Annotated in this window: 21 protein-coding genes and 1 tRNA gene; 14 read left to right on the forward strand and 8 right to left on the reverse strand. The window is 57.2% G+C overall.

All coding sequences use genetic code 11. The annotated features are described in order from the left end of the window. Positions 1–3 precede the first annotated feature (3 nt). Positions 4–1,515 carry an anthranilate synthase component I gene (gene trpE / locus ACR0K5_RS07320; protein ID WP_480629046.1) on the forward strand — a complete coding sequence of 504 codons (1,512 nt, stop codon included), beginning with the start codon at positions 4–6 and terminating at the stop codon, positions 1,513–1,515. Between the two features lie 60 nt (positions 1,516–1,575). Here trpE and ACR0K5_RS07325 read toward each other — a convergent pair whose 3' ends face one another. After that, on the reverse strand, positions 1,576–3,009 hold the full coding sequence (locus ACR0K5_RS07325) for a divergent polysaccharide deacetylase family protein (protein WP_480629047.1): 1,434 nt from the start codon (positions 3,007–3,009) through the stop codon (positions 1,576–1,578). A 199-nt stretch (positions 3,010–3,208) separates the two neighbouring features. On the opposite strand from ACR0K5_RS07325, the gene ACR0K5_RS07330 reads away from it, so the two are divergent. From ACR0K5_RS07330 to lexA, 6 genes are all read left to right on the forward strand, one after another. Then, on the forward strand, positions 3,209–3,790 hold the full coding sequence (locus tag ACR0K5_RS07330) for an anthranilate synthase component II (protein WP_480629048.1): 582 nt from the start codon (positions 3,209–3,211) through the stop codon (positions 3,788–3,790). Next, entirely contained in the window at positions 3,787–4,806 is a 1,020-nt protein-coding gene (trpD, locus tag ACR0K5_RS07335; protein ID WP_480629049.1) for an anthranilate phosphoribosyltransferase, read from the forward strand. Before ACR0K5_RS07330 ends, trpD begins: the two co-directional genes overlap by 4 nt. Then, positions 4,803–5,615 carry an indole-3-glycerol phosphate synthase TrpC gene (trpC, locus tag ACR0K5_RS07340; RefSeq protein ID WP_480629050.1) on the forward strand — a complete coding sequence of 271 codons (813 nt, stop codon included), beginning with the start codon at positions 4,803–4,805 and terminating at the stop codon, positions 5,613–5,615. Before trpD ends, trpC begins: the two co-directional genes overlap by 4 nt. Then, the gene (moaC, locus tag ACR0K5_RS07345; protein ID WP_480629051.1) at positions 5,615–6,088 is read left to right on the forward strand and encodes a cyclic pyranopterin monophosphate synthase MoaC; all 474 of its coding nucleotides are present in this window, start codon (positions 5,615–5,617) and stop codon (positions 6,086–6,088) included. Before trpC ends, moaC begins: the two co-directional genes overlap by 1 nt. Next, positions 6,085–7,257, forward strand: a complete 1,173-nt coding sequence (locus ACR0K5_RS07350) for a molybdopterin molybdotransferase MoeA (RefSeq protein ID WP_480629052.1) — start codon at positions 6,085–6,087, stop codon at positions 7,255–7,257. Before moaC ends, ACR0K5_RS07350 begins: the two co-directional genes overlap by 4 nt. Positions 7,258–7,335: 78 nt before the next feature. Beyond that, positions 7,336–8,034 carry a transcriptional repressor LexA gene (gene lexA, locus ACR0K5_RS07355; protein ID WP_480629053.1) on the forward strand — a complete coding sequence of 233 codons (699 nt, stop codon included), beginning with the start codon at positions 7,336–7,338 and terminating at the stop codon, positions 8,032–8,034. Here lexA and ACR0K5_RS07360 read toward each other — a convergent pair. Beyond that, the gene (locus ACR0K5_RS07360) at positions 8,031–10,076 is read right to left on the reverse strand and encodes a ComEC/Rec2 family competence protein (RefSeq protein ID WP_480629054.1); all 2,046 of its coding nucleotides are present in this window, start codon (positions 10,074–10,076) and stop codon (positions 8,031–8,033) included. The two genes, lexA and ACR0K5_RS07360, sit on opposite strands and share 4 nt — an antisense overlap. Before the next feature lie 78 nt (positions 10,077–10,154). On the opposite strand from ACR0K5_RS07360, the gene gltX reads away from it, so the two are divergent. Then, on the forward strand, positions 10,155–11,555 hold the full coding sequence (gltX, locus tag ACR0K5_RS07365; protein ID WP_480629361.1) for a glutamate--tRNA ligase: 1,401 nt from the start codon (positions 10,155–10,157) through the stop codon (positions 11,553–11,555). A gap of 121 nt (positions 11,556–11,676) precedes the next feature. Continuing rightward, the gene (gene gltA / locus ACR0K5_RS07370) at positions 11,677–12,972 is read left to right on the forward strand and encodes a citrate synthase (protein ID WP_480629055.1); all 1,296 of its coding nucleotides are present in this window, start codon (positions 11,677–11,679) and stop codon (positions 12,970–12,972) included. A gap of 137 nt (positions 12,973–13,109) precedes the next feature. Here gltA and ACR0K5_RS07375 read toward each other — a convergent pair whose 3' ends face one another. Beyond that, a complete protein-coding gene (locus tag ACR0K5_RS07375; protein ID WP_480629056.1) occupies positions 13,110–14,177 on the reverse strand; it encodes a PA0069 family radical SAM protein in 1,068 nt (355 codons plus the stop codon). Positions 14,178–14,450: 273 nt separating this feature from the next. On the opposite strand from ACR0K5_RS07375, the gene ACR0K5_RS07380 reads away from it, so the two are divergent. From ACR0K5_RS07380 to ACR0K5_RS07390, 3 genes are all read left to right on the forward strand, one after another. Next, positions 14,451–15,149: a corrinoid protein gene (locus ACR0K5_RS07380; protein WP_480629057.1), complete on the forward strand. Its 699-nt coding sequence runs from the start codon at positions 14,451–14,453 to the stop codon at positions 15,147–15,149. 146 nt (positions 15,150–15,295) lie between these two features. Continuing rightward, the gene (locus ACR0K5_RS07385; protein ID WP_480629058.1) at positions 15,296–16,333 is read left to right on the forward strand and encodes a Hint domain-containing protein; all 1,038 of its coding nucleotides are present in this window, start codon (positions 15,296–15,298) and stop codon (positions 16,331–16,333) included. Positions 16,334–16,410: 77 nt separating this feature from the next. Beyond that, positions 16,411–17,070 (forward strand): DUF1638 domain-containing protein, encoded by a 660-nt coding sequence (locus tag ACR0K5_RS07390; RefSeq protein ID WP_480629059.1) that lies wholly within the window; start codon positions 16,411–16,413, stop codon positions 17,068–17,070. Between the two features lie 2 nt (positions 17,071–17,072). On the opposite strand, the gene ACR0K5_RS07395 is transcribed toward ACR0K5_RS07390, so the two are convergent. After that, on the reverse strand, positions 17,073–17,483 hold the full coding sequence (locus ACR0K5_RS07395) for a SufE family protein (RefSeq protein WP_480629060.1): 411 nt from the start codon (positions 17,481–17,483) through the stop codon (positions 17,073–17,075). 139 nt (positions 17,484–17,622) lie between these two features. Here ACR0K5_RS07395 and ACR0K5_RS07400 point away from each other — a divergent pair, with 139 nt between their 5' ends. Further along, a complete protein-coding gene (locus ACR0K5_RS07400) occupies positions 17,623–18,153 on the forward strand; it encodes a hypothetical protein (protein WP_480629061.1) in 531 nt (176 codons plus the stop codon). A 6-nt stretch (positions 18,154–18,159) separates the two neighbouring features. On the opposite strand, the gene rnd is transcribed toward ACR0K5_RS07400, so the two are convergent. From rnd to purM, 3 genes are all read right to left on the reverse strand, one after another. Then, positions 18,160–19,317 carry a ribonuclease D gene (gene rnd / locus ACR0K5_RS07405; protein ID WP_480629062.1) on the reverse strand — a complete coding sequence of 386 codons (1,158 nt, stop codon included), beginning with the start codon at positions 19,315–19,317 and terminating at the stop codon, positions 18,160–18,162. A 114-nt stretch (positions 19,318–19,431) separates the two neighbouring features. After that, on the reverse strand, positions 19,432–20,028 hold the full coding sequence (purN, locus tag ACR0K5_RS07410; RefSeq protein WP_480629063.1) for a phosphoribosylglycinamide formyltransferase: 597 nt from the start codon (positions 20,026–20,028) through the stop codon (positions 19,432–19,434). Beyond that, on the reverse strand, positions 20,025–21,071 hold the full coding sequence (purM, locus tag ACR0K5_RS07415) for a phosphoribosylformylglycinamidine cyclo-ligase (protein WP_480629064.1): 1,047 nt from the start codon (positions 21,069–21,071) through the stop codon (positions 20,025–20,027). The genes purN and purM overlap by 4 nt, the downstream gene beginning before the upstream one ends. 107 nt (positions 21,072–21,178) lie before the next feature. Between purM and ACR0K5_RS07420 the strand changes: the two genes are divergently transcribed. Continuing rightward, positions 21,179–21,255: transfer RNA gene (locus ACR0K5_RS07420), tRNA-Ile, on the forward strand. Between the two features lie 54 nt (positions 21,256–21,309). Here the strand turns inward: ACR0K5_RS07420 and ACR0K5_RS07425 are convergent. Then, positions 21,310–21,867 (reverse strand): hypothetical protein, encoded by a 558-nt coding sequence (locus ACR0K5_RS07425; protein ID WP_480629065.1) that lies wholly within the window; start codon positions 21,865–21,867, stop codon positions 21,310–21,312. Positions 21,868–21,956 lie beyond the last annotated feature (89 nt).

Raw genomic sequence — 21,956 nt, forward strand, 5'->3', positions numbered from 1 at the left:
GATATGGCCCTGACACCCGACTTCGACACCTTCGCGCGCGCCTATGAAGCGGGCGAAAATCAGGTGGTTTATACACGTCTGGCCGCCGATCTGGATACGCCTGTGTCACTGATGCTCAAGCTGACGGGCGCGCAGAAAGACGCGTTCATGCTGGAATCTGTGACCGGGGGCGAAGTGCGCGGCCGCTATTCTATCATTGGCATGAAGCCTGATCTGGTCTGGCGCTGCCGTGGGGAAACGTCCGAGTTGAACCGCTCGGCCCGTTTTGATGCCGAGGCGTTCTCGGCGCAGGACGGCAATCCGATGGACAACCTGCGCGCGCTGCTGGCCGAAAGCCGTATCGACCTGCCTGATGACCTGCCACAGGCTGCTGCTGGTCTGTTCGGGTACCTGGGCTATGACATGGTGCGGTTGGTGGAATACCTTCCGGACGTGAACCCCGATCCTTTGGGCCTGCCGGATGCGATCATGTTGCGCCCCTCTGTCATCGCGGTTTTGGATGGGGTCAAAGGCGAGGTGACCGTGGTTTCACCCGCCTGGGCCAGCGATGGTCAATCGGCCAAGGCTGCTTATGCGCAGGCGGCTGAGCGCGTGATGGATGCCGTCCGCGATCTGGAGCGCGCCATGCCCGCGGAAACCCGCGATCTTGGCGATGCGCGCGAAGTTGCGCCACCAGTGTCGAACTTCACCAAATTCGGCTATATGGAGGCGGTAGAAAAGGCCAAGGAATACATCCGCGCGGGCGACATTTTTCAGGTTGTCCCAGCGCAGCGCTGGACGCAGGATTTTCCGCTGCCGCCCTTCGCGCTCTATCGTTCGCTACGACGTACCAACCCGTCGCCGTTCATGTTCTATTTCAACTTCGGCGGTTTTCAGGTTGTGGGCGCCAGCCCGGAGATTCTGGTGCGTGTGTTCGGCAGTGAAGTCACCATTCGCCCGATCGCAGGTACACGCCCTCGTGGCGCAACGCCCGAAGAAGACAAAGCGAATGAGCTTGATCTGCTGGCCGACAAGAAAGAGCTGGCTGAACACCTGATGCTGCTGGATCTGGGTCGCAACGATACCGGGCGAGTTTCCAAAATCGGTACGGTTCGTCCGACCGAAGAGTTCATCATAGAACGCTACAGCCACGTGATGCATATTGTGTCGAACGTTGTGGGCGAACTGGCCGAAGACAAAGATGCCCTGGATGCTTTCTTTGCCGGGATGCCAGCGGGCACGGTTTCGGGCGCGCCCAAAGTGCGCGCGATGGAGATCATCGACGAGTTGGAGCCGGAAAAACGCGGCGTTTATGGCGGCGGCGTCGGTTACTTCAGCGCGGGTGGCGACATGGATATGTGCATTGCGCTGCGTACTGCCATCGTGAAAGATCAGAAACTCTTTATCCAAGCCGGTGGCGGCGTTGTTTACGACAGCGACCCTGAGGCCGAGTTCATGGAAACCGTCCACAAATCCAACGCCATTAGGCGCGCGGCGGCAGATGCTGCCCGGTTCACCGGAAACGGAAACGGCTGATAAAAACAAAGGCGGCTGATCGGATGATCGCCGCCCTTTTTCATTGCTTGTCCGGGTGGGTCACTGCACCTGTTTCATCATGACAGCCGAGATCGGAGCCATTGCAACGCGGCTGCCCCGGTCTTCCAAACCCCACAGCAACAGGGCCGAAATCGTCTCGGGACGCACGCGCCCCAACATGACCACAGTTCCTTCCTGACCAGCACGGAACGCCGCCTGATCCAGGAATCTGCGCATGATCTTGGGATCCTGCCGGGCGCCGTCAATATCCCGAAACACGACACTGGACGGAACACCGTTTCGGGCCGCCAGCTTCTGGACCGTATTCAGCCCGTTGTCCTGCGTGATCAGGCCTCGGCCTGTCCCGGCAGCAATCGCAGCGACCTGATCCGCCAGTTTGCGGTTGCCCTGAATTCCGCTGTTCACGCCCTCAAGAATACCTACCGTTTCCGGCAAGGTATCCAGCCAGACCGACAGCGATACCTCAGCATCCTGTGCGCTTGCAGCCTCGGGCAGATCCGCCAGGGCCAGAACTTCGAACCCTGCCTCACGATACCGCGCCATTTTCTCTGCTGCGTCAGGATCCGATGGGTTCACGGCAAAGCTGATCGGATACGGAAAGTCGTGCAAAGCCTCGGACCCGAATGCGCCCTCGTCATCAATCAGAATGATCGACATCAGCGGTTTTGCCTCAGGATTGTCGAACTTTGCTGCAAAACGCTGGATCGGCTTTCCCGATTTCTGTTGTTCAGCAGATGCCTGTACCACGACGGGCTCATCATCACGTTCCGTCAACGGCACAACACGTTTTCCGATAATCGAATTGCCATTTGCTTCCTGCTCCCCCCCGATCTGAGGCAACGCAGCAATCCGTGGCAATACGCGTGGCAATGTGTCTTCATCCCCTTCCACCGCAATCGGACTGTTTTCAAAGGGGTTCTGTTCCCCGCCCTCTGTCGTTTGTGGTTCCAACTCCGGCTCAGCCTGTGGCAGTGGTTCTGGTTCAGGTTGAAGAACCGCAACCTCTGTATTCTCGGGCTCTTCCGGCGGGGTTGGTGTTTCATCAATCACTGCCGGCAGAACGTCGTCCTGTTGGATCGCCGGTGCCTGGCTTGGCTCCGGCGGGGCAGCGGGTGCCTCGGTCACAACAGACACCTCGTTTGCTACGGCTGCTTCCGGCTGGTTCAGAGCTTCGGATGCTGCGCCTACAACAGGTTGAGAATCGGGCGACGATTCCAGCCCCGACAGATCGGCCAGATCCTCACTGGCGTCATCGGCAGCTTCTGGCGCACGCGGGGCCAATTCCACCAGATCGGCATCAGATCCGCCCTCGGCCACTTCAGTCGGAGCCTCCGGTGTTTCAGAAATCGTCGGCGCCGGTGCCTTGGTTGTGACAACCGGCGTATTGGCCATCGGCGTCTTGAGCGAGACAACCACGCCCAAGATCAAAACAACGATCGCCCCGGCGACCATTCCTCCGAAAAATCCGCCCATTTTTCCTGCCTTTCGCCTCTTTTCTCTGCCTCGTCCAGCTCTGCGCCATCTGATGTGACCCTCGGCCAATTGAACGCGTCAGAAACGGTATGTCCTCTTGACGCTGCCGCTCAAGCCTGAGCATGTATGTGCGGACATTATACCGTGGCCCGGGGTTGCATCGCCAGCCCGAAATGCCCAAGCGAAGATAAGTGCCCATATGCTGCTGCTGATCGACAACTACGACTCGTTTACCTACAATTTGGTACATTATTTAGGCGAACTTGGTGCCGAAATGGTCATTCGCCGCAATGATGCGCTGGATGTACAGGAAGCGATGGCCATGAACCCTGCGGGCATTCTGCTAAGCCCCGGCCCTTGCGATCCGGATCAGGCAGGGATTTGCCTTGCGTTGACCGAAGCCGCTGCCGAAACCAAAACACCGCTTTTGGGGGTTTGCTTGGGCCATCAGACCATTGGTCAGGTCTTTGGCGGCAAGGTGGTACGATGCCACGAGATCGTTCACGGCAAGATGGGCACTATGAAGCACACCGGCAAAGGCGTGTTTGCCGGGCTTCCATCCCCTTTTGAGGCAACCCGCTATCATTCTCTGGTGGTCGAACGCGAGTCCCTGCCCGACTGCCTGGGAATCACGGCCGAGTTGGACGATGGCACGATCATGGGTCTGCAACACAAGGAACTGCCTATTCACGGTGTTCAATTCCACCCGGAATCGATTGCTTCCGAGCATGGTCACGCCCTGCTCAAGAACTTCCTGCAAGAACTGAAAGTCCCGGCATGAGCGACGCGCTTAAACCGCTGATCGGAGCCGCTGCCGATCGCCCTTTGACTCGTGACGAGGCAGAAAAGGCCTTTGCCATATTGTTCGATGGCGAAGCCACGCCCAGCCAGATCGGCGGGTTGCTGATGGCCATGCGAACGCGCGGTGAGACGGTCGATGAATATGCCGCGGCTGCGGCCGTGATGCGGTCGAAATGCAATGCGGTGAACGCGCCCGAAGGTGCAATGGACATCGTGGGCACTGGCGGAGACGGTAAAGGCACCTTGAATATCTCGACCGCGACCGCCTTTGTCGTGGCCGGTGCCGGAGTGACGGTCGCGAAACACGGCAATCGCAACCTGAGTTCCAAATCCGGCGCGGCGGACGCTTTGGGCCAGATGGGCATCAATGTCATGGTTGGCGCGCAAGTTGTTGAGAATGCACTGAAAGATGTTGGTATTGGATTCATGATGGCGCCGATGCATCACCCGGCCATCGCCCATGTGATGCCGTCCCGGCAAGAACTGGGTACGCGCACGATATTCAATATTCTTGGCCCTCTGACCAACCCTGCTGGTGTCAAACGGCAATTGACGGGCGCCTTCAGTCGTGAGTTGATCCGCCCTATGGCCGAAACGCTTGGCCTGCTGGGATCGGACCGGGCGTGGCTGGTGCATGGTTCGGACGGGACGGATGAACTTACAATCACCGGCATCAGCTGGGTTGCTGCTCTGGAAGACGAAATGGTGAAAGAAGTTGAACTGCACCCTGAAGACGCAGGTCTGCCCGTACATCCGTTCGAAGATATCATCGGCGGAACGCCAGAAGAAAACGCCGTTGCGTTTCGTGCTTTGCTGGACGGTGCTCCGTCAGCCTATCGCGACGCCGTGCTGCTGAATTCAGCCGCTGCGCTGGTCGTGGCAGAGGCCGCAACCGATCTGCGCGAAGGCGTGGCAATGGCTGCTGAGAGCATCGACAGCGGTAACGCGAAAAACAAAATCACGGCCTTGGCCGCCAAGACACAGGAAGCCGCATGACCGAAACCGTTCTGGACAAAATCAAAGCCTATAAACTGGAAGAGGTCGCAGCAGACAAAGCACAGAAGCCCTTGGAAACATTGGAAAGTGAGGCACGTGCAGCGTCCGAAACACGCGGATTTGCATCAGCTTTGCAGGCCGCGTCCCGGCAAGGCTATGGCCTGATCGCCGAGGTCAAGAAGGCCAGCCCGTCCAAGGGTTTGATCAGACCAGATTTCGACCCGCCGGTCCTAGCAAAGGCTTATGAGGACGGTGGCGCGGCCTGTTTGTCCGTATTAACAGACACCCCCAGCTTTCAGGGCGCGAAAGAATATTTGACACAGGCGCGCGAGGCGACGTCTCTGCCCGCGCTACGAAAGGACTTCATGTACGACCCCTATCAGGTGGTCGAAGCGCGCGCTTTGGGTGCTGACTGCATTCTGATCATTATGGCCTCGGTCAGTGATGATCAGGCGGCTGAACTGGAACAAACCGCCTTCGATTGGGGGATGGACGTTCTGATCGAAGTACATGACGAAGCGGAGCTTGCCCGCGCAGCGCAACTGAAAAGCCCGTTGATCGGCATCAACAACCGCAACCTCAAGACATTCGAGACCACACTCGACACTACTCGCCACCTGTCCAAGCTGGTGCCTGCAGACCGCACCATCGTGTGCGAAAGCGGACTGGGCACGCCAGACGATCTGAGCGATATTGCGCGTTATGGAGCTCGTTGCTTCCTAATCGGTGAAAGCCTGATGCGTCAGGACGATGTCGAGGCGGCCACGCGCCACATTCTGTCAAATCCTCTGATCCCCGGAGTGATGTGATGCCGCTGACTCATTTCGACGCCCAAGGTCAGGCGCATATGGTCGACGTCTCGGAAAAAGAGGTGACGGACCGTGTGGCCGTTGCCGCCGGTTACATCAGGATGGCGGCAGAAACCTTTGAAATCATTTCAGAAGGCCGCGCCAAGAAGGGCGATGTTTTGGGCGTTGCCCGTTTGGCAGGCATCATGGGCGCGAAAAAGACACCGGACCTCATCCCGCTGTGTCACCCCCTGCCAGTAACCAAAGTGGCCGTTGAACTGACTCTCGACCCGGATCTGCCGGGTGTTCAGATCGAAGCCACGGTCAAGACCTCGGGCCAGACCGGGGTAGAGATGGAGGCCCTGACCGCCGTCTCAACCGCTGCCCTGACGGTGTATGACATGACCAAGGCCGTCGATAAGGCGATGGAAATCGGCGGCATTCGCGTTCTTCTTAAAGATGGCGGTAAATCAGGACGTTACGAAGTGAAATGATTACTGTCGAAGAGGCGCGTGCCCTGCTGTTCGATCTTGTGGAGCCTTTACCAACGGAAGAGGTTCCACTGGCCCAGTCCGCAGGGCGTGTTCTGTCGCAGGATGTCACGGCAACGCGGGACCAACCGCCTTTTGCTGCGTCCTCCATGGATGGCTATGCCGTCAAATCCGACGAAGTCGAACTGCACGCCATGTTCAAAGTTGTGGGTGAGTCCGCTGCTGGGCGTCGTTATGACGGCGCGTTAGGCCCTGGACAGGCCGTTCGCATCTTTACCGGCGCTCCTGTGCCAGAGGGCGCGGATTTCGTTGTGATTCAAGAGGATACAGGCCGCCGTGGTGATCTTCTGACAATCACGGACACACCCGGTTCCAAAACCAACATTCGGCCCGCTGGAGTTGATTTTGCGGCCGGGACATCCATTTCGGCTCCGCGTTTGATCCGCGCCGAAGATATCGCCCTGATGGCCGCGATGAACATCCCTCACATCCCGGTTTCGCGCAAACCTGTGATTGCCCTGATTTCTACCGGAGATGAACTGGTCATGCCCGGAGAAGAGCCCGGCCCGGATCAGATCATCGCTTCAAACACATTTGGCCTGCAGGCGATGCTGGAAGGACTGGGGGCTTCGGTTCGCGTGCTTCCTATCGCACGGGACACAGTATCTTCGCTTGAAACTGCCTTTGACCTTGCGCAGGGGGCAGACCTTGTCGTGACAATCGGCGGTGCGTCGGTTGGCGAATATGACTTGGTGTCGGACGTTTCGCAGGGTCTGGGGATGGAACGATCCTTCTACAAGATTCGAATGCGCCCCGGAAAACCGTTGATGGCCGGTCGCATAGGCGAAACGGCCATGGTCGGATTACCGGGCAACCCCGTCAGCGCCATGGTCTGTGGCTATCTGTTCCTGGCTCCGATGGTGCGCCGGATGCTAGGGCTGGATTACGTTGTTCCACCCTTCGCTACTGCGCGGCTGAGCGCCCCGCTTTCGGAAAACGGCCCGCGCGAACACTATATGCGCGCAGTTTTGACGGATGCCGGTATCGAAGCGTGCGCTGATCAGGACAGCTCGCTTCTCAGTGTTCTGGCTCAGGCCAACGCGCTGTTGGTCCGTGCTCCACACGATCCTGCGCGCGAACCGGGGGAATCGGTTCAATACCTGCTGATTTGAGATGTTCTCAAATTCGTTGACACAAAACGTGAACATGCGTAGAACAAAAGAAAACGCATGAGCGACGAGGTGTGAGCGATGCTGACCAAGAAGCAATTGGATTTGCTGGAATTCATCCACAAACGCGTGCAGGCGGACGGCGTTCCGCCCAGTTTTGACGAAATGAAGGCCGCCCTTGATCTGCGATCAAAATCCGGCATCCACAGGCTGATCACTGCACTGGAAGAACGCGGCTTTATCCGTCGCCTTGCCCATCGCGCTCGCGCCATTGAGATTGTGAAGTTGCCCGAAAGTCTTGGTGGCGAACCAACAGCAGGCTTTACACTCCGTGTGATCGAAGGCGACAGGCCCAAAGGCCGCCGCCCTGCGAATGTAGAACCAGTATCGGTGGACGCACTTGAACTGCCGGTCATGGGCTGGATCGCAGCCGGTGTACCCATTGAAGCGATCAGCCATGTTTCGCATCACGTCGCCGTCCCCGGCCCCATGGTTTCGGGACAGGGTCAGCACTATGCGCTGGAAGTTCGCGGTGACTCGATGATCGATGCCGGCATCAATGATGGTGATGTGGTCGTCATCCGGGAAACCTCGACCGCGGATAACGGTGACATCGTGGTTGCCCTGGTCGAGGATCAGGAAGCCACGCTCAAACGTTATTTCCGCCGTGGTAATGCCATCGCGCTGGAAGCCGCAAATCCGGCTTACGAAACGCGCGTCCTGCCCGAGGAAAAAGTCAAGGTTCAAGGCCGTCTGGTCGGACTGATCCGGACTTACTAATCCTGCTTAGAACGACGGTTCCCGGCAGGTTCCGGGGACCAAAGCCGATGACCCGTCAGGTCTGCGCTTGACGTGAGTTTTCCGTCCGACACAGACAAGCTGCCGGTTTCATACAACCGATCCGGGTCAAATATCCCGCACGAACCTTTCAGGGTCAGCCTCACAGCCGAAATAATGATCTGGTTGTCGCGACATTCGTCAAACGACTGGGCCGCCCTCTTTCCGGTGATATGGACGATCTCATAGTCTTTCAGAGGGTATCGTTGAACAATACTGCTGTCCGGCCATCTGAGTGCCGCCTCGCTCTGATCAACACCATCTCCGTCATTCTCGAGCCAAACGTCAGCGACAAACCCGCTCCCTTTGCTTTTGCTGAGGGCCCGACCCTTTTCGGTCATCACTCCCACCAATCCCCCGTTTTCAGAAACCAGGACATCCGGCCTGTGGCCAGAGTTCCAAAGCAGAAATGCCGATACAACGGGCGCCACTCCGACCCATCGCGCTTTCCCGTGCCACAAGGCCATCCATAAGGCCCCAAATCCTACAAGGGGCAATACGAACCAAGGCGGGCCGACGATAAAACCCTGAGCTCCGTCCAGATGCGACACCCAATTGGAAACCATCAGAATCCAGTGCAGCGCCCAACCCATAACGGTCAGCGCAATCGCCTCCAATCCAAACGGGGCCAGAAGTGCTGCGACAACGGCGGATGGCACGACAAGCAGGCCCATGACGGGAACGGAAAGCAGGTTTGCCAGCAAGCCGTAATGGGACATCGTATTGAAATGCGCAGCCCCAATTGGCGCCGTAGCAAGACCGGCAATTGCCGATGACATCACCACCCCGACGACGGGTTTCAACCATTTTGGGCCGGGCAAAGGGCCCACCTCTCGCAATGCGCCAAAGACTGCAACCAACGCGGTGGTTGCAGCGAAAGACATTTGAAACCCTGGGCTCAACAAAGATTCCGGCCGAAGAATCAATACGATTATGGCAGCAACAGCAACCGCACGTAACGAAATCGCCCGCCGGTCGATCAACACTGCACCAAGCATAACGCCGACCATAACAAAGGCGCGTTCGGTCGCGACATTGCCGCCGGACAGCATCAAATACAGGGTCGCCGCGCCCAGGGCGAGCACAGCGGCCACTTTCCGAACAGGAAACCGAAGCGCCAAAGGAGGACACAGCGACAGACCAATACGGCAAGCCACGAACACGAAGCCGGTCAGAAGCCCCATATGAAGCCCTGAAATAGCCAGCAGATGCGCCAGATTCGAAGCCCGCAAGGATGATAGCGTCTCCTGCCCCATCCCACTGCGATCGCCGGTGGTGACTGCCGCGGCAAATCCACCGATTTCGCCGGGCAGAATTTGCTTCACCCGCTGCGAAATGGCCATACGGATCGCAGTGACCCGAATGCCTTCAACACCCTCTGTCGCCGGTGCAATGGTCATGATTGGAACGCGGGTATATCCCACTGCGCCCAAACGTTGAAACCAGGCATGGCGGCGAAAGTCGAAGCCCCCGGGCTCTACCGGGCCTTGCGGCGGCGAAAGATGCCCGGTGGTCATGATACGCTGCCCCGGTGCGATAGGACCTGTTGGAACATGGACGGAAAGACGGATGCGCTGCGGCCTGCGCTCCTGAGGTACGTCCCCTATGCGCACCTGATCAAGCGTCAACCGCAACGCATCCGAGGCAGACCGATCCATGGCGACGACCCTCCCCTCGATAGGGCCATAATACCGCCACGACAGAACCGGTTCTGCCACCATGTGGGCACGTACGCCTGCCAGAACGAAGCCAGCAGCGATCAGCGCCCCCCCGATTGCCAACGTTCCCAGCCCCGACGGCAGCCAGCGATGCAAGGCGATCAAAGTCAAACACAGGCAAATCAAGCCTGTGAAGACCGTCCGATCAGGTTCAACCCGGACACCGAAATAGAGACCGATCCCCGTTGCCATCATGACCGGCGTCCACGGAAACAGATACCCTGTCTGGTGCAGCAGCGCGGCCTCGACCCGTGCAAGAACACGCATGGTTGCCCCCGTCCTTCGGGCTCGTTAGACAGGCGTCAAACTATGCCAGATACGGTTACCAAAAGGTTAATCCTCATTATGTCCGAACAGGTCGTCACTCGTTTTGCTCCCTCGCCCACCGGTTTCCTGCATATCGGTGGCGCGCGCACTGCATTGTTCAATTGGCTGTATGCGCGCGGACGTGGCGGCAAGTTCCTGCTGCGGATCGAAGACACCGACCGCGAACGGTCAACCCCTGAGGCAACCGCTGCGATCCTTCAGGGTATGGAGTGGCTGGGACTGGATCATGACGGCGATGTGATCAGCCAATTCGAAGGGGCTGCCCGCCACGCAGAGGTTGCACACCAACTTCTGGCCGAGGGAAAAGCATACAAATGTTTCTCAACTCAGGAAGAAATCGCGGCTTTCCGAGACCAAGCCCGCAGCGACGGGAAATCAACCCTGTTCCGCAGCCCCTGGCGTGACGCCGATCCATCGACGCACCCGGACGCGCCTTGTGCTATTCGCATCAAGGCGCCTCAGGACGGGGCGACCGTGATCCGCGATCAGGTTCAGGGTGATGTGTCCATCCGGAACGACCAATTGGATGATATGATCCTTTTGCGTTCGGACGGAACGCCGGTTTACATGCTGGCCGTGGTGGTCGACGATCACGATATGGGTGTTACCCATGTCATCCGCGGCGACGACCACCTCAACAATGCCGCGCGTCAGATGATGATCTACGAAGCCATGGGTTGGAACGTTCCGGTTTGGGCGCATATCCCGCTGATTCACGGGCCCGACGGCAAGAAGCTGTCGAAACGCCATGGAGCTCTTGGGGCGCAGGAATATCAGGCCATGGGCTATCCCGCCGCCGGGATGCGCAACTACCTTGCCCGGCTGGGTTGGAGTCATGGTGACGATGAGTTTTTTTCAGATGCACAGGCAAAGGAATGGTTCGATCTGGATGGGATCGGCAAGAGCCCCGCACGGTTCGATCTGAAAAAGCTTGAAAACCTGTGTGGGCAGCACATTGCTATCTCGGACGATGCTGCGCTGCGGCGAGAGATCGAAGCCTATCTGGCCGCAGCAGATCTGCCACCCTTAACGGAAACACAATCCAGTGATCTGGAACGTGCGATGTATTGCCTCAAGGATCGGGCCCGCACTTTCCCGGAACTGCTTGAAAAAGCTCATTTTGTACTGACAATCCGCCCGATCGTTCCGGATGAAAAGGCCGCGAAGGCGCTGGCATCTGTATCCGATGGTATACTGACGGAATTGACGCCGCAGCTGCAAAATGCTAGCTGGTCCCGAAACGAACTGGAGGAAACCCTGAATTCCTTTGCCGAGTCAAAGGAACTCAAGTTCGGCAAGCTGGCTGGCCCGCTTCGGGCCGTTCTGGCGGGTCGGGCCGTTACTCCTTCGGTTTTTGACATGATGCTTGTGCTGGGGCGGGATGAGACTCTGGCGCGGCTTTCTGAGGCAGCGAAATAACCCAAACTTCATAAACGGGTAACGCTGCTCCGCTAACACCCGGGCTGCGCGCACGCGCGCAGTCATTGCCCGTACCGCCCGAGGTTTCTCGGGCGTACGCATGAATGAAGAAGGGACAACCATGACTGATAGCAACAAAACAGCCACTCTCACCGTTCACGGAAAAGAGTACGAGTTGCCTGTTCATTCCCCGACCGCTGGTCCGGACGTCATCGATATTCGCAAACTCTACGGTCAGGCCGGGGTATTCACTTACGACCCCGGTTTCACGTCGACCGCAAGCTGTGACAGCACCATCACTTATATCGACGGTGAAAAAGGCGAGTTGCTGCACCGCGGTTATCCCATCGACCAACTGGCCGAGAAATCGCACTTCCTCGAAGTCTGCTATCTGCTGCTATACGGAGAGCTGCCGGCGGCAAAAGATCTGGAGACGTTCGAGACCACGATCACCCGCCACACCATGCTGCACGAGCAGATGCAGTATTTCTACCGCGGTTTCCGCCGCGACGCGCATCCTATGGCCATCATGGTCGGTGTTGTTGGTGCGATGTCGGCCTTCTATCACGACTCAACCGATATCTCAGACCCGCAGCAGCGTGAGATTGCGTCGCATCGCCTGATCGCCAAGATGCCGACCATCGCGGCATGGGCTTATAAGTACCATACCGGTCAGCCTTTCGTGTATCCACGCAACGATCTGGACTATGCGTCGAACTTCCTGCGCATGTGTTTCAGCGTTCCTGCCGAAGAGTATGAGGTCAACCCGATCCTCAGCCGTGCAATGGACCGGATTTTGACTCTGCACGCGGATCACGAGCAGAACGCGTCGACCTCGACCGTACGTCTGGCCTCATCTTCAGGTGCGAACCCGTTTGCCTGTATCGCCGCCGGTGTTGCTTGCCTCTGGGGTCCCGCCCACGGCGGCGCAAACCAAGCCTGCCTGGAAATGCTGGAAGAGATCGGCACCGTTGATCGCATTCCCGAATATATTGCCCGTGCCAAGGACAAAGACGATCCGTTCCGCCTGATGGGCTTTGGCCACCGCGTCTACAAGAACTTCGACCCGCGCGCCAAAGTGATGAAGCAGTCGGCTGACGAAGTTCTGGATCTGCTGGGCATTGAGAACAATCCGAAACTGCAGGTTGCCAAAGAGCTTGAGAAAGAGGCACTGGAAGATCCGTATTTCGCCGAGAAGAAGTTGTTCCCGAATGTCGATTTCTATTCGGGCATCATCCTTGAAGCGATGGGCTTCCCAACGTCTATGTTCACGCCGATCTTTGCCCTGTCCCGCACCGTAGGCTGGGTCAGTCAGTGGAAAGAGATGATTGCTGATCCACAGAACAAGATCGGCCGTCCGCGTCAGTTGTATCTGGGTGAGACGCTGCGCGATTACGTGGATATCGAAAACCGCTGATCCTTTAGAGTTCGCAATCAATTCAGAAGACCCCGGTTCATCCGGGGTTTTTTTTGGTATACTCGACGATCAGAGAACCAACATAAGCTGTTGCTTTCGATAATTATTCAGCAAGCGAACAAACAGGTTTATTGCCCTCAGAACAAGCTCATCTGGTCCCCCGGTTGCGGTGGAACTGCAAAAAGATCGCAACGTAGCGGCGCAGATTTCACGGGAAGCCCCAACCGCTTGCAGGCTTTTAAGAACCTTTGGGCAATGATCTCGGCATATTCACCCTCGCCCCGCATTCTGTGCCCCCATCGCGGATCGTAATCCCGCCCCCCATGCATTTCCCGCAGTTTGGACATGACCTTTTCCGACCTTGCAGGCTCATGTTCGGCCAGCCAGTCCTGCCAAAGCTGCGAAACCTCACGCGGCAATCGCAACATGATCCAGCTTGCCGCATCTGCACCAGCCTCTTTCCCGGCTTCCAATAAGTTTTCCAATTCGTGATCCGTCAGCCCCGGCATGATGGGTGACGTCATCACACGTACCGGAACCCCCGCATCGGTCAACGCCCTGATCACGCGCAAACGGCGAAGCGGCGACGGCGCCCGAGGCTCCATCCGGCGGGACAGAGCCGCATCCAGAGTGGTCAGAGAAATGCCGACCCGCGCCAACCCCCGGCTGGCCATGACGGCAAGAATGTCCAGATCCCGCTCTATCAAAGCCCCCTTGGTGACGATGGCAACCGGGTGATTGAACTCCTGCAAAACTTCAAGGCACGATCTTGTTATCATTCGGGTTTTCTCAATTGGCTGATACGGATCCGTGTTTGTACCAATGGCAAGCGGAGCAACTTTGTATGACCTAGCGGACAACTCTTTGCGCAAAACACTACTCATGTTGGGCCGTGCGATCAGGCGGGTTTCGAAATCCAGTCCAGCAGACAAGCCCAGATAGGCGTGGCTGGGTCGCGCAAAGCAATAAACGCAGCCATGTTCGCATCCCCGATACGGGTTGATCGAACGATCGAAGGGCAAATCAGGGGATCGGTTGTAGGTAATAGCGCTGCGCGCAACCTCTTCGCGTGTTTCGGTACGCAGGGGCGGCAAGTCCTCTTCTATGTCCCAACCGTCTTCAGTGGCCACAGTGGTAAAACGTTCGAACCGACCGGATTCATTTGTCGCCGTTCCTCTGGCTTTGATGGTCCGCGCTATGTTCATGCCGCAAATATGTTCCCCGTTCGTTCCCCTCCAGAACATAAACCTGTCGCCGATTTGGCGCAAGCCATCCAAAACCACCGACGGACAGAGCTAGTTGAAGAGTCTGCAGGATAATCTTGCAGACTTTTCTATCGAGCCACCCCATTTTTTGTCTTATAGGTCGGTCCCGAAACGACCGACGTCGCAATCGTCACAGTCAGGTTGCGACGTTTTGGCCAAAACGGAAAAAATGCCACCACGGGCCGATGGCCCGCTCAGCACAGGGAATACCCCATGTCCGACGAAGAAGACATCGTCCTGTCCGAACTGAATGACGACGAACTGGTCGAGCAGATGTTCGACGATCTCTATGACGGCCTGAAAGAAGAGATCGAAGAAGGCACCAACATTCTGCTGGAACGCGGATGGACGCCTTATGACATCCTGACCAAGGCCCTGGTTGGCGGCATGACCATCGTGGGCCACGACTTCCGCGACGGCATCCTGTTCGTTCCCGAAGTTCTGCTGGCTGCAAACGCCATGAAGGGTGGTATGACCATCCTAAAGCCGTTGCTGGCCGAAACCGGCGCACCGCGCGTTGGCAAAATGGTTATCGGAACCGTGAAAGGCGACATCCACGACATTGGCAAAAACCTAGTGTCGATGATGATGGAAGGCGCAGGCTTTGAAGTTGTCGATCTGGGAATCAACAACCCGGTCGAAAACTACCTAGAAGCGCTGGAAAACGAGCAGCCCGATATCCTGGGTATGTCCGCCCTGCTGACCACCACGATGCCCTACATGAAAGTGGTTATCGACACGATGGTCGAACAAGGCGTGCGCGATGATTACATCGTACTGGTTGGCGGCGCGCCTCTGAACGAAGAGTTTGGCAAAGCCATCGGCGCGGACGCGTATTGCCGCGACGCTGCAGTCGCAGTGGAAACCGCCAAGGATTTTGTGGGCCGCAAGCACAACCAACTGGCTGGGTAAGCTCCCAGAGAACCTAATTGAAAGGCCGTCCGACTTAGGGCGGCCTTTTCGTTTCATAGGCATCACATCACCCGCCTATCTCGATTATCCATTTTTAAACGAAGGCAAGGCTAGAAAAACGAGGCATCCAAATTTCGGGGGGTCTCATGCCAACAACGTTCTCGGTCATTTCTCTTGGCAATCTCGCCGAGATCGACAGTTCTGAGGGTAATACAACAGCCGAAAACGCTTCTGCGTTTGTTGGGCAGACTTTTGGTGGGCCCGACGATCCTCTGGCGCGCGACAGTGCCACATGGAGCGCGGTCGGCAAACCGGGCTCGGTTTATGACATGAACAACATGTCCGCCAATGATCGGTTCTCGATCGACGGTGGGCCGCCCCAGGCATTTGATGGCACTTCGATTTACAATGCCACCATCACCTATTTTGACGGATCGAAAGCCAACATCACGGCAGTTGTGGCGCAGGATGTGGATGGCAACACCTACCTGATGCCGGAGTTCTCGGATAATTCAGACCAGTCAGCGCTGGAAGCGGGTCCTATCCGCTCAATCACATTCAACAGCCTGGCCGGAAACAGATATTCAGGCCTGACCGCCAGTCGTGAAGATTGGAATCTTGTCCCCTGTTTTACACCTGGCACACTGATCCGCACCGAGCGGGGCGAGAGACCGATTGAAACCTTGTCCACCGGCGACAGAATCGAAACCCTTGATCACGGCCTGCAAACCCTTCGCTGGATCGGACGCCGATCGGTCAAAGCAACAGGCCTGCATGCACCAATCCTCTTCAAAGCGGGTGCCGTTGGAAACACGCGCGATCTTCTGGTGTCGCAACAGCACAAAATGCTGATCCGAGACTGGCGCGTTGAGTTGAACACCGGCCACGGCGAAGCACTGGCCCCAGCCAAGCATCTCGTGAATCGGACCGACATCGTTCTACGTCCAGGAGGGGTGGTGACCTACATACATCTGCTGTTCGACCAGCACGAGTTGCTCTGGGCCGAAGGTTGCCTGAGCGAGAGCTTTCATCCCGGCGCCCAAATATGGAACAGTCTGGACATTGCCGCGCGGCAAGAGATTCTGCTGTTGTTCCCGGAACTGTCTCAGAATGGCATCACCGCTTATGGCCCGCCTGCCCGGCCCCAGTTGGCGGCCTTCGAAACGCATGCGTCGGCAGCCTGACATAAGATGTCGGAACAGGGCTTGCCCAATGGCCGCATTCATCTTCCTATATTGACAGCCCCAGAGGATGCGGAACCATGCCAAACGAAACCCTGCCTGATGATGCAAGCCTAACGACAAAGGGATACAACGGCGAGGGCAACGGTAGCATACTTTTGATCGCCTGCGGCGCTCTTGCGCGGGAAATTCTGGACATCAAGACGCGCAACGGCTGGGATCACATGGCGCTGACCTGCCTGCCAGCGATCCTGCACGTGCACCCGGAACGGATCACTCAGGCCGTAGAAGGCGCAGTGGCCAAGCATCAGGGCAATTTCGACAAGATCTACGTCGTTTATGCCGATTGCGGCACTGGGGGGCTGTTGCAAGCGGCCTGCGAAAAACTGGGGGTCGAAATGGTCAAGGGCCCGCACTGCTATTCGTTCTTCGAAGGAAATCAGGCCTTTCAGGACCGAGGAGAAGACGAAACAACGGCCTTCTACCTGACAGATTTTCTGGCCCGGCAATTCGACGCCTTTGTCTGGAAGCCCCTTGGATTGGATCGCCACCCGGAACTGCGCGACATGTATTTCGGGAATTACACCAAACTAATCTATCAGGCCCAGATTGACAGCCCGGAACTGACGGAGCGGGCGCGCGAATGTGCAGACCGCATGGGATTGGAGTTTGAACGTCGGTTCACCGGTTACGGCGACTTGGAAACCACAATGTCAGACTGGGCAAACCGCCCGACCTAAAGTCAGGCGTTTTCCTGTGCAACTTGCCGGATGCGTTCGATCATAGACCGCAAACCGTTTGAGCGCTGCGCAGACAGGTGGTCGTTCAGGCCAAGACGCGCCAGTTCACCACCAGCATCGACTTTGGGAACTTCGCTTACCGGCAACCCGTTGTACAAAGATCGAAGAACTGCGATCAGCCCGCGTACGATCAAGGCATCGCTGTCACCATCAAACCTGAAGACACCAGCCTCAATCATCGGATGCAGCCAGACCTGGCTGGCGCAGCCATGCACTTTTGTTGCCGGAACCCTAAACGCGTCGTCCAGAGGCTCCATCGCTTTACCCTGCTCGATAACATGGCGATACCGATCCTCCCAATCCTCGAGAAACTCGAAATCCTCGACAATATCTTCAAAGGCGGGCGTGGCCATGATGCGGTGGTCCTTCCGTTGCGATCACAATTGTGACCTAAGCCGACGACCACCCACTGTCCAGTCCCTGCTGTGGCTTTTCAACGCGAAGAAATTGCGCTAACCCATTGCCTGAACTCGTGTGAAAGTCTGTGGGTCCATGCAAAAATCTCTGTCCGTTCTTATCATCGCCGCACTGACCCTGACTGCCTGCAACAGCTGGCGCGATTCTCGGGCAAATCCGTCAAACTGGTTCGGCTCCAGCAGATCTGTCGAAGCCGAGACGCCGCCGGACCCAAATGCCGCCGACGCCTTGGTTCCTCAGCAAGGCGGAGGTACTGGCCTGTTTTCCCGCCCCGATGCCGAAGACACCAGCATTCCGATCGGTCAGATCGACGAGTTGCGCATTGATCCCACCCCCGCTGGCGCCATTATTTATGCGTCTGGCACAGCTGTCCGTCAGGGGGCGTATAACGCGCGTCTGATTGCCGTTGAAACGGAAGAAAACAAGAAAAACGGAATTCTGGAGTTCGTATTCCGTGTGAATTATCCCGGTTCTGAAACTCCACAAGGGTCGGACGTTACCCGGATGGTATCTGATGCAGTCAATGTATCGAACCAAGAACTGGAAGGTATCCGACTGGTCCGTGTAGTCGGACAGCAGAACGCACTGGAATCGCGGCGCCGGTAAGCGCCGCTAAAGCGCTACCACCTTGACCGCCTGCCCTTTGGCCGCCAGGGCGATTTTTCCTTCGCATAGTTTGAGCGCGTCTTCGCCAAAGACTTCGAACCGCCACCCGGACATGGCGGGAAGCTCCCGCTCACCTGCGGCGATCTGATCCAATTCCGAACTTGTGGCGATCAGTTTTGCGGCCACACCTGAACTTTCGGTTTTGGACTTGAGCAATACCCGCAACAGGTCTGACAATGCCGGATTGACCTTGAGCTTTTCTCGCGAGTTGTCGACCGTCGGCAGCTTGTCCGCCGGGCAATTCACGCCACGCTTGACTGCTGTTAGAATACCTTCGGCAATCGCTCCTTTGCGCGCTTCTCGCAGCAACAGGCGTGACCCTCCCAAATCCGAAGGTGTTTTGGGTTTGGTCGATGCCAATTCAATCAACGCATCATCCTTGAACACGCGGTTCCGGGGTACGTTGTTTTCCTGTGCATAAGCTTCGCGGAACTGCGCCAACTCGCGCACGACAGCCAGAAACTTGGCCGAGTTCGTGCGCGTCTTAACCCTCTTCCAGGCCTCCTCGGGGCGGATGTCATATGTGGCAGGCTGCGTCAGCGTGCGCAGTTCTTCAGCAACCCAGTGGCTGCGCATCGTCTTTTCAAGCTCGGCTGCCAGATATTCATAGATTCTGCGCAAATGCGTCACGTCTGCCAGAGCATAATTCTTTTGAGCATCGGTCAGCGGACGCCGAGACCAGTCGGTGAACCGAGAGGTCTTATCAACACCCTGCTTGCAGATTTTCCGAACCAGAGTTTCATAGCCCACCTGCTCACCAAACCCGCAAACCATTGCCGCGACCTGCGTGTCAAACAAAGGACTGGGGAACACGTCAGCCTCGACCCAGAAGATCTCAAGGTCCTGACGGGCGGCATGGAAAACCTTGACCACGTCTTCGTTCCGGAACAGATCGTAGAGCGGTTCAAGCGACAAATCATCGGCCAGCGGATCAACCAGAACCGCGCTGTCTTCATCCTCGGACGGGATGGCCAATTGCACCAGACACAGCTTGGAATAATACGTCCGCTCGCGCAGAAATTCGGTGTCGACTGTGATGTAAGGATAGCCTGCAGCGGCCTTGCAGAAATCGGCCAGCTCTTGCGTCGTCGTCAGGGTTTTCATGCGCCGTACTAGTATCGCTCTTGATATTGTGACTGCCCGTTTTTTTAATCGTCCCGAGCGTTACCGACGACCATAGGCCGATTATCAGGCGAGTGTAAATCACCCAGAATAAGTTCAGGGCAACAGGACGGGCGACCTGTTGCCTTCTGCATAACGACGCAACACCTCGGGGTAGAGTTTATGTTCGTATACCAGCACCCGCGCGGCCAGCGACTCCGGTGTATCTGCCGCCTCAATGGGCACCCGCGCCTGCCCCAGAATTGGCCCGTCATCTAGTGCCGCCGTCACTTCATGGACAGAGCATCCATGTTCGGTATCCCCAGCTTCGATGGCGCGGGCGTGGGTGTTTAACCCTTTGTATTTAGGTAATAATGAGGGGTGGATGTTCAGCATCCGCCCCTGAAACCGAGACACGAAATCCCCCGTCAGAACCCGCATGAATCCCGCCAGACAAACAATATCCGGCTGCGCCTCTTGCAAGGGCTTCAGAAGCTCGGCTTCAAACGCGGCGCGATCCCCATTGAACGGGCGATGATCGACCACTGCGGTCGGAATGCCACGGTCCGCAGCTTTTTTCAGCCCGCCTGCCTGCGCATCGTTAGAGAGCACCAAGCAAGGCCGCGCCGGATGATCACTGGTCATGCTGTCAACCAGCGACACCATGTTTGACCCGCCCCCGGAAATCAGGATCGCGACGCGCTTGTGGCTCACAGCAGTTTGCCCGAATAGGCAACGCCGGGCGCTTCCGAAACGGTACCGATCCGCGCGACGGTTTCACCAGCGTCAGCCAGCAGGGCCGACAGGTCATCCGCCTTGTCCGCATCGCACACAACAATCAGGCCAATGCCGCAATTGAAAGTCTTGAGCATTTCCGCCTCGACGATGCCACCGGTTTCTGCCATCCAACTAAAGACGGGCGGCAACCGCCAGCTGTCCAGATCGATCTCGGCCCCCAGCCCTTCGGGCAACACGCGAGGCAGGTTTTCGGTCAGACCGCCACCAGTGATATGCGCCAGCGCATTTACGCCGCCGGCGCGGATCGCGGCCAGTGCCGGTTTGACATAGAGGCGCGTGGGCGTCAGCAGCGCCTCACCTAGAGTGCCTTCACCAAAGGGCGACGGCGCATCCCAACCCAATCCGGACAATTCAACCAGCTTACGCACCAGCGAATAGCCGTTGGAATGCACCCCATTCGAGGCCAGACCCAACAGCACGTCACCGGATTGAACGCCTGCAGGCAGATCCGCACCGCGTTCCATTGCGCCAACCGAGAACCCGGCCAGATCAAAATCACCATCGGGATACATGCCCGGCATCTCGGCGGTCTCGCCACCGATCAAGGCGCAGCCGGACTGCGCACAGCCTTCGGCAATCCCTTCGATGATCCGTGCTGCCGTATCGGTATCCAGCTTACCGGTCGCGAAATAGTCAAGGAAGAACAGCGGCTCGGCCCCCTGACAGATCAGGTCATTGACGCACATGGCCACCAGATCGATGCCGACCCCGTCCACAACCCCGGTATCGATCGCGATCCGCAGCTTGGTGCCCACGCCATCCGTAGCACCAACCAGAATCGGGTCTTGATACCCGGCAGCCTTGAGATCGAACAAGGCGCCGAAACCGCCCAGACCGCTCATCACGCCAGGGCGGTTGGTCCGCTTGGCGGCGGGCTTGATCCGATCGACCAGAGCATTGCCTGCGTCAATATCCACGCCTGCATCGGCATAGGTGATTCCGTTCTTGCCCGCTGTCATGGCCAGTTCCTTTTGAATGCTTTGCGGGCGGGTTATTCGATTGTGGCGATTGTTGCAACGGTCAGGCTTGACGCGGCTGTTCACCGTGATACCCAAGGCGCCTAGGCGGGCCTGTAGCTCAATTGGTTAGAGCAGAGCGCTCATAACGCTTTGGTTGGGGGTTCGAGTCCCTCCGGGCCTACCACATCGCCGAAACACCTGGGTCAACCGATTACCGCCTTCAAGCGAACGTGCGGTCTCATTCGCTCGGTTCAACCAACCCAAAATACTCATCGAACTCTTCCTGAGTCACTTGCCACTCATAATAATAGCCATCGCGCCCGCCAAAGCTGTAGTTTTCATGACTGCCTGAAAGTTCTGGATCCCGATGAACCGTCGCCAAGTACGTCTCGAAATCCGCAGGATCGGTCCAGTAGGAAGCGTCCATGATCATCATGTAATAATCAAAGGCATATGGCTCGTCGAACTTGCCAAAATCATTTTGCAAATAGTCGAACATTTCAGCGCAAAAAATCGCCATATTGGCGCGCGCCTGAACTGGCAGCGGCGCCAGATCTTCGTCACCCTCTACCACTTCACGCATTGACGCGTACCACAACTCGGAAGCCAGCGACTCGACCAGATCGGACCGCAACCACTTGAGGCATGTATCACCTGCCCCGATAAAGCCCGTCAGGCGTTCCACTCGTCGTTCATCGGTTTCGTCATACCACTGCCAAAGTGGCAGCAAAGCCGCCATTGTCGCGCACCCGACGAACCCCTTTTCAGCCAATTTAATAAATCCTGCGAAAACCATCTCTTAATCCCCCAAAAATCAAAAAAATATGGGGACAGGATGCCATGACTAGACAAATTAACAAAATTGAATTCAAGACACAGACATAA

This window comes from Ruegeria sp. AB9, from assembly GCF_056542585.1.

Bases quoted from the DNA above. Each gene is read 5' to 3' on its own strand.
- trpE (WP_480629046.1), top strand. From the start codon at position 4: ATGGCCCTGACACCCGACTTCGACACCTTCGCGCGCGCCTATGAAGCG.
- ACR0K5_RS07325 (WP_480629047.1), bottom strand. From the start codon at position 3,009: ATGGGCGGATTTTTCGGAGGAATGGTCGCCGGGGCGATCGTTGTTTTG.
- ACR0K5_RS07330 (WP_480629048.1), top strand. From the start codon at position 3,209: ATGCTGCTGCTGATCGACAACTACGACTCGTTTACCTACAATTTGGTA.
- trpD (WP_480629049.1), top strand. From the start codon at position 3,787: ATGAGCGACGCGCTTAAACCGCTGATCGGAGCCGCTGCCGATCGCCCT.
- trpC (WP_480629050.1), top strand. From the start codon at position 4,803: ATGACCGAAACCGTTCTGGACAAAATCAAAGCCTATAAACTGGAAGAG.
- moaC (WP_480629051.1), top strand. From the start codon at position 5,615: ATGCCGCTGACTCATTTCGACGCCCAAGGTCAGGCGCATATGGTCGAC.
- ACR0K5_RS07350 (WP_480629052.1), top strand. From the start codon at position 6,085: ATGATTACTGTCGAAGAGGCGCGTGCCCTGCTGTTCGATCTTGTGGAG.
- lexA (WP_480629053.1), top strand. From the start codon at position 7,336: ATGCTGACCAAGAAGCAATTGGATTTGCTGGAATTCATCCACAAACGC.
- ACR0K5_RS07360 (WP_480629054.1), bottom strand. From the start codon at position 10,076: ATGCGTGTTCTTGCACGGGTCGAGGCCGCGCTGCTGCACCAGACAGGG.
- gltX (WP_480629361.1), top strand. From the start codon at position 10,155: ATGTCCGAACAGGTCGTCACTCGTTTTGCTCCCTCGCCCACCGGTTTC.
- gltA (WP_480629055.1), top strand. From the start codon at position 11,677: ATGACTGATAGCAACAAAACAGCCACTCTCACCGTTCACGGAAAAGAG.
- ACR0K5_RS07375 (WP_480629056.1), bottom strand. From the start codon at position 14,177: ATGAACATAGCGCGGACCATCAAAGCCAGAGGAACGGCGACAAATGAA.
- ACR0K5_RS07380 (WP_480629057.1), top strand. From the start codon at position 14,451: ATGTCCGACGAAGAAGACATCGTCCTGTCCGAACTGAATGACGACGAA.
- ACR0K5_RS07385 (WP_480629058.1), top strand. From the start codon at position 15,296: ATGCCAACAACGTTCTCGGTCATTTCTCTTGGCAATCTCGCCGAGATC.
- ACR0K5_RS07390 (WP_480629059.1), top strand. From the start codon at position 16,411: ATGCCAAACGAAACCCTGCCTGATGATGCAAGCCTAACGACAAAGGGA.
- ACR0K5_RS07395 (WP_480629060.1), bottom strand. From the start codon at position 17,483: ATGGCCACGCCCGCCTTTGAAGATATTGTCGAGGATTTCGAGTTTCTC.
- ACR0K5_RS07400 (WP_480629061.1), top strand. From the start codon at position 17,623: ATGCAAAAATCTCTGTCCGTTCTTATCATCGCCGCACTGACCCTGACT.
- rnd (WP_480629062.1), bottom strand. From the start codon at position 19,317: ATGAAAACCCTGACGACGACGCAAGAGCTGGCCGATTTCTGCAAGGCC.
- purM (WP_480629064.1), bottom strand. From the start codon at position 21,071: ATGACAGCGGGCAAGAACGGAATCACCTATGCCGATGCAGGCGTGGAT.
- ACR0K5_RS07425 (WP_480629065.1), bottom strand. From the start codon at position 21,867: ATGGTTTTCGCAGGATTTATTAAATTGGCTGAAAAGGGGTTCGTCGGG.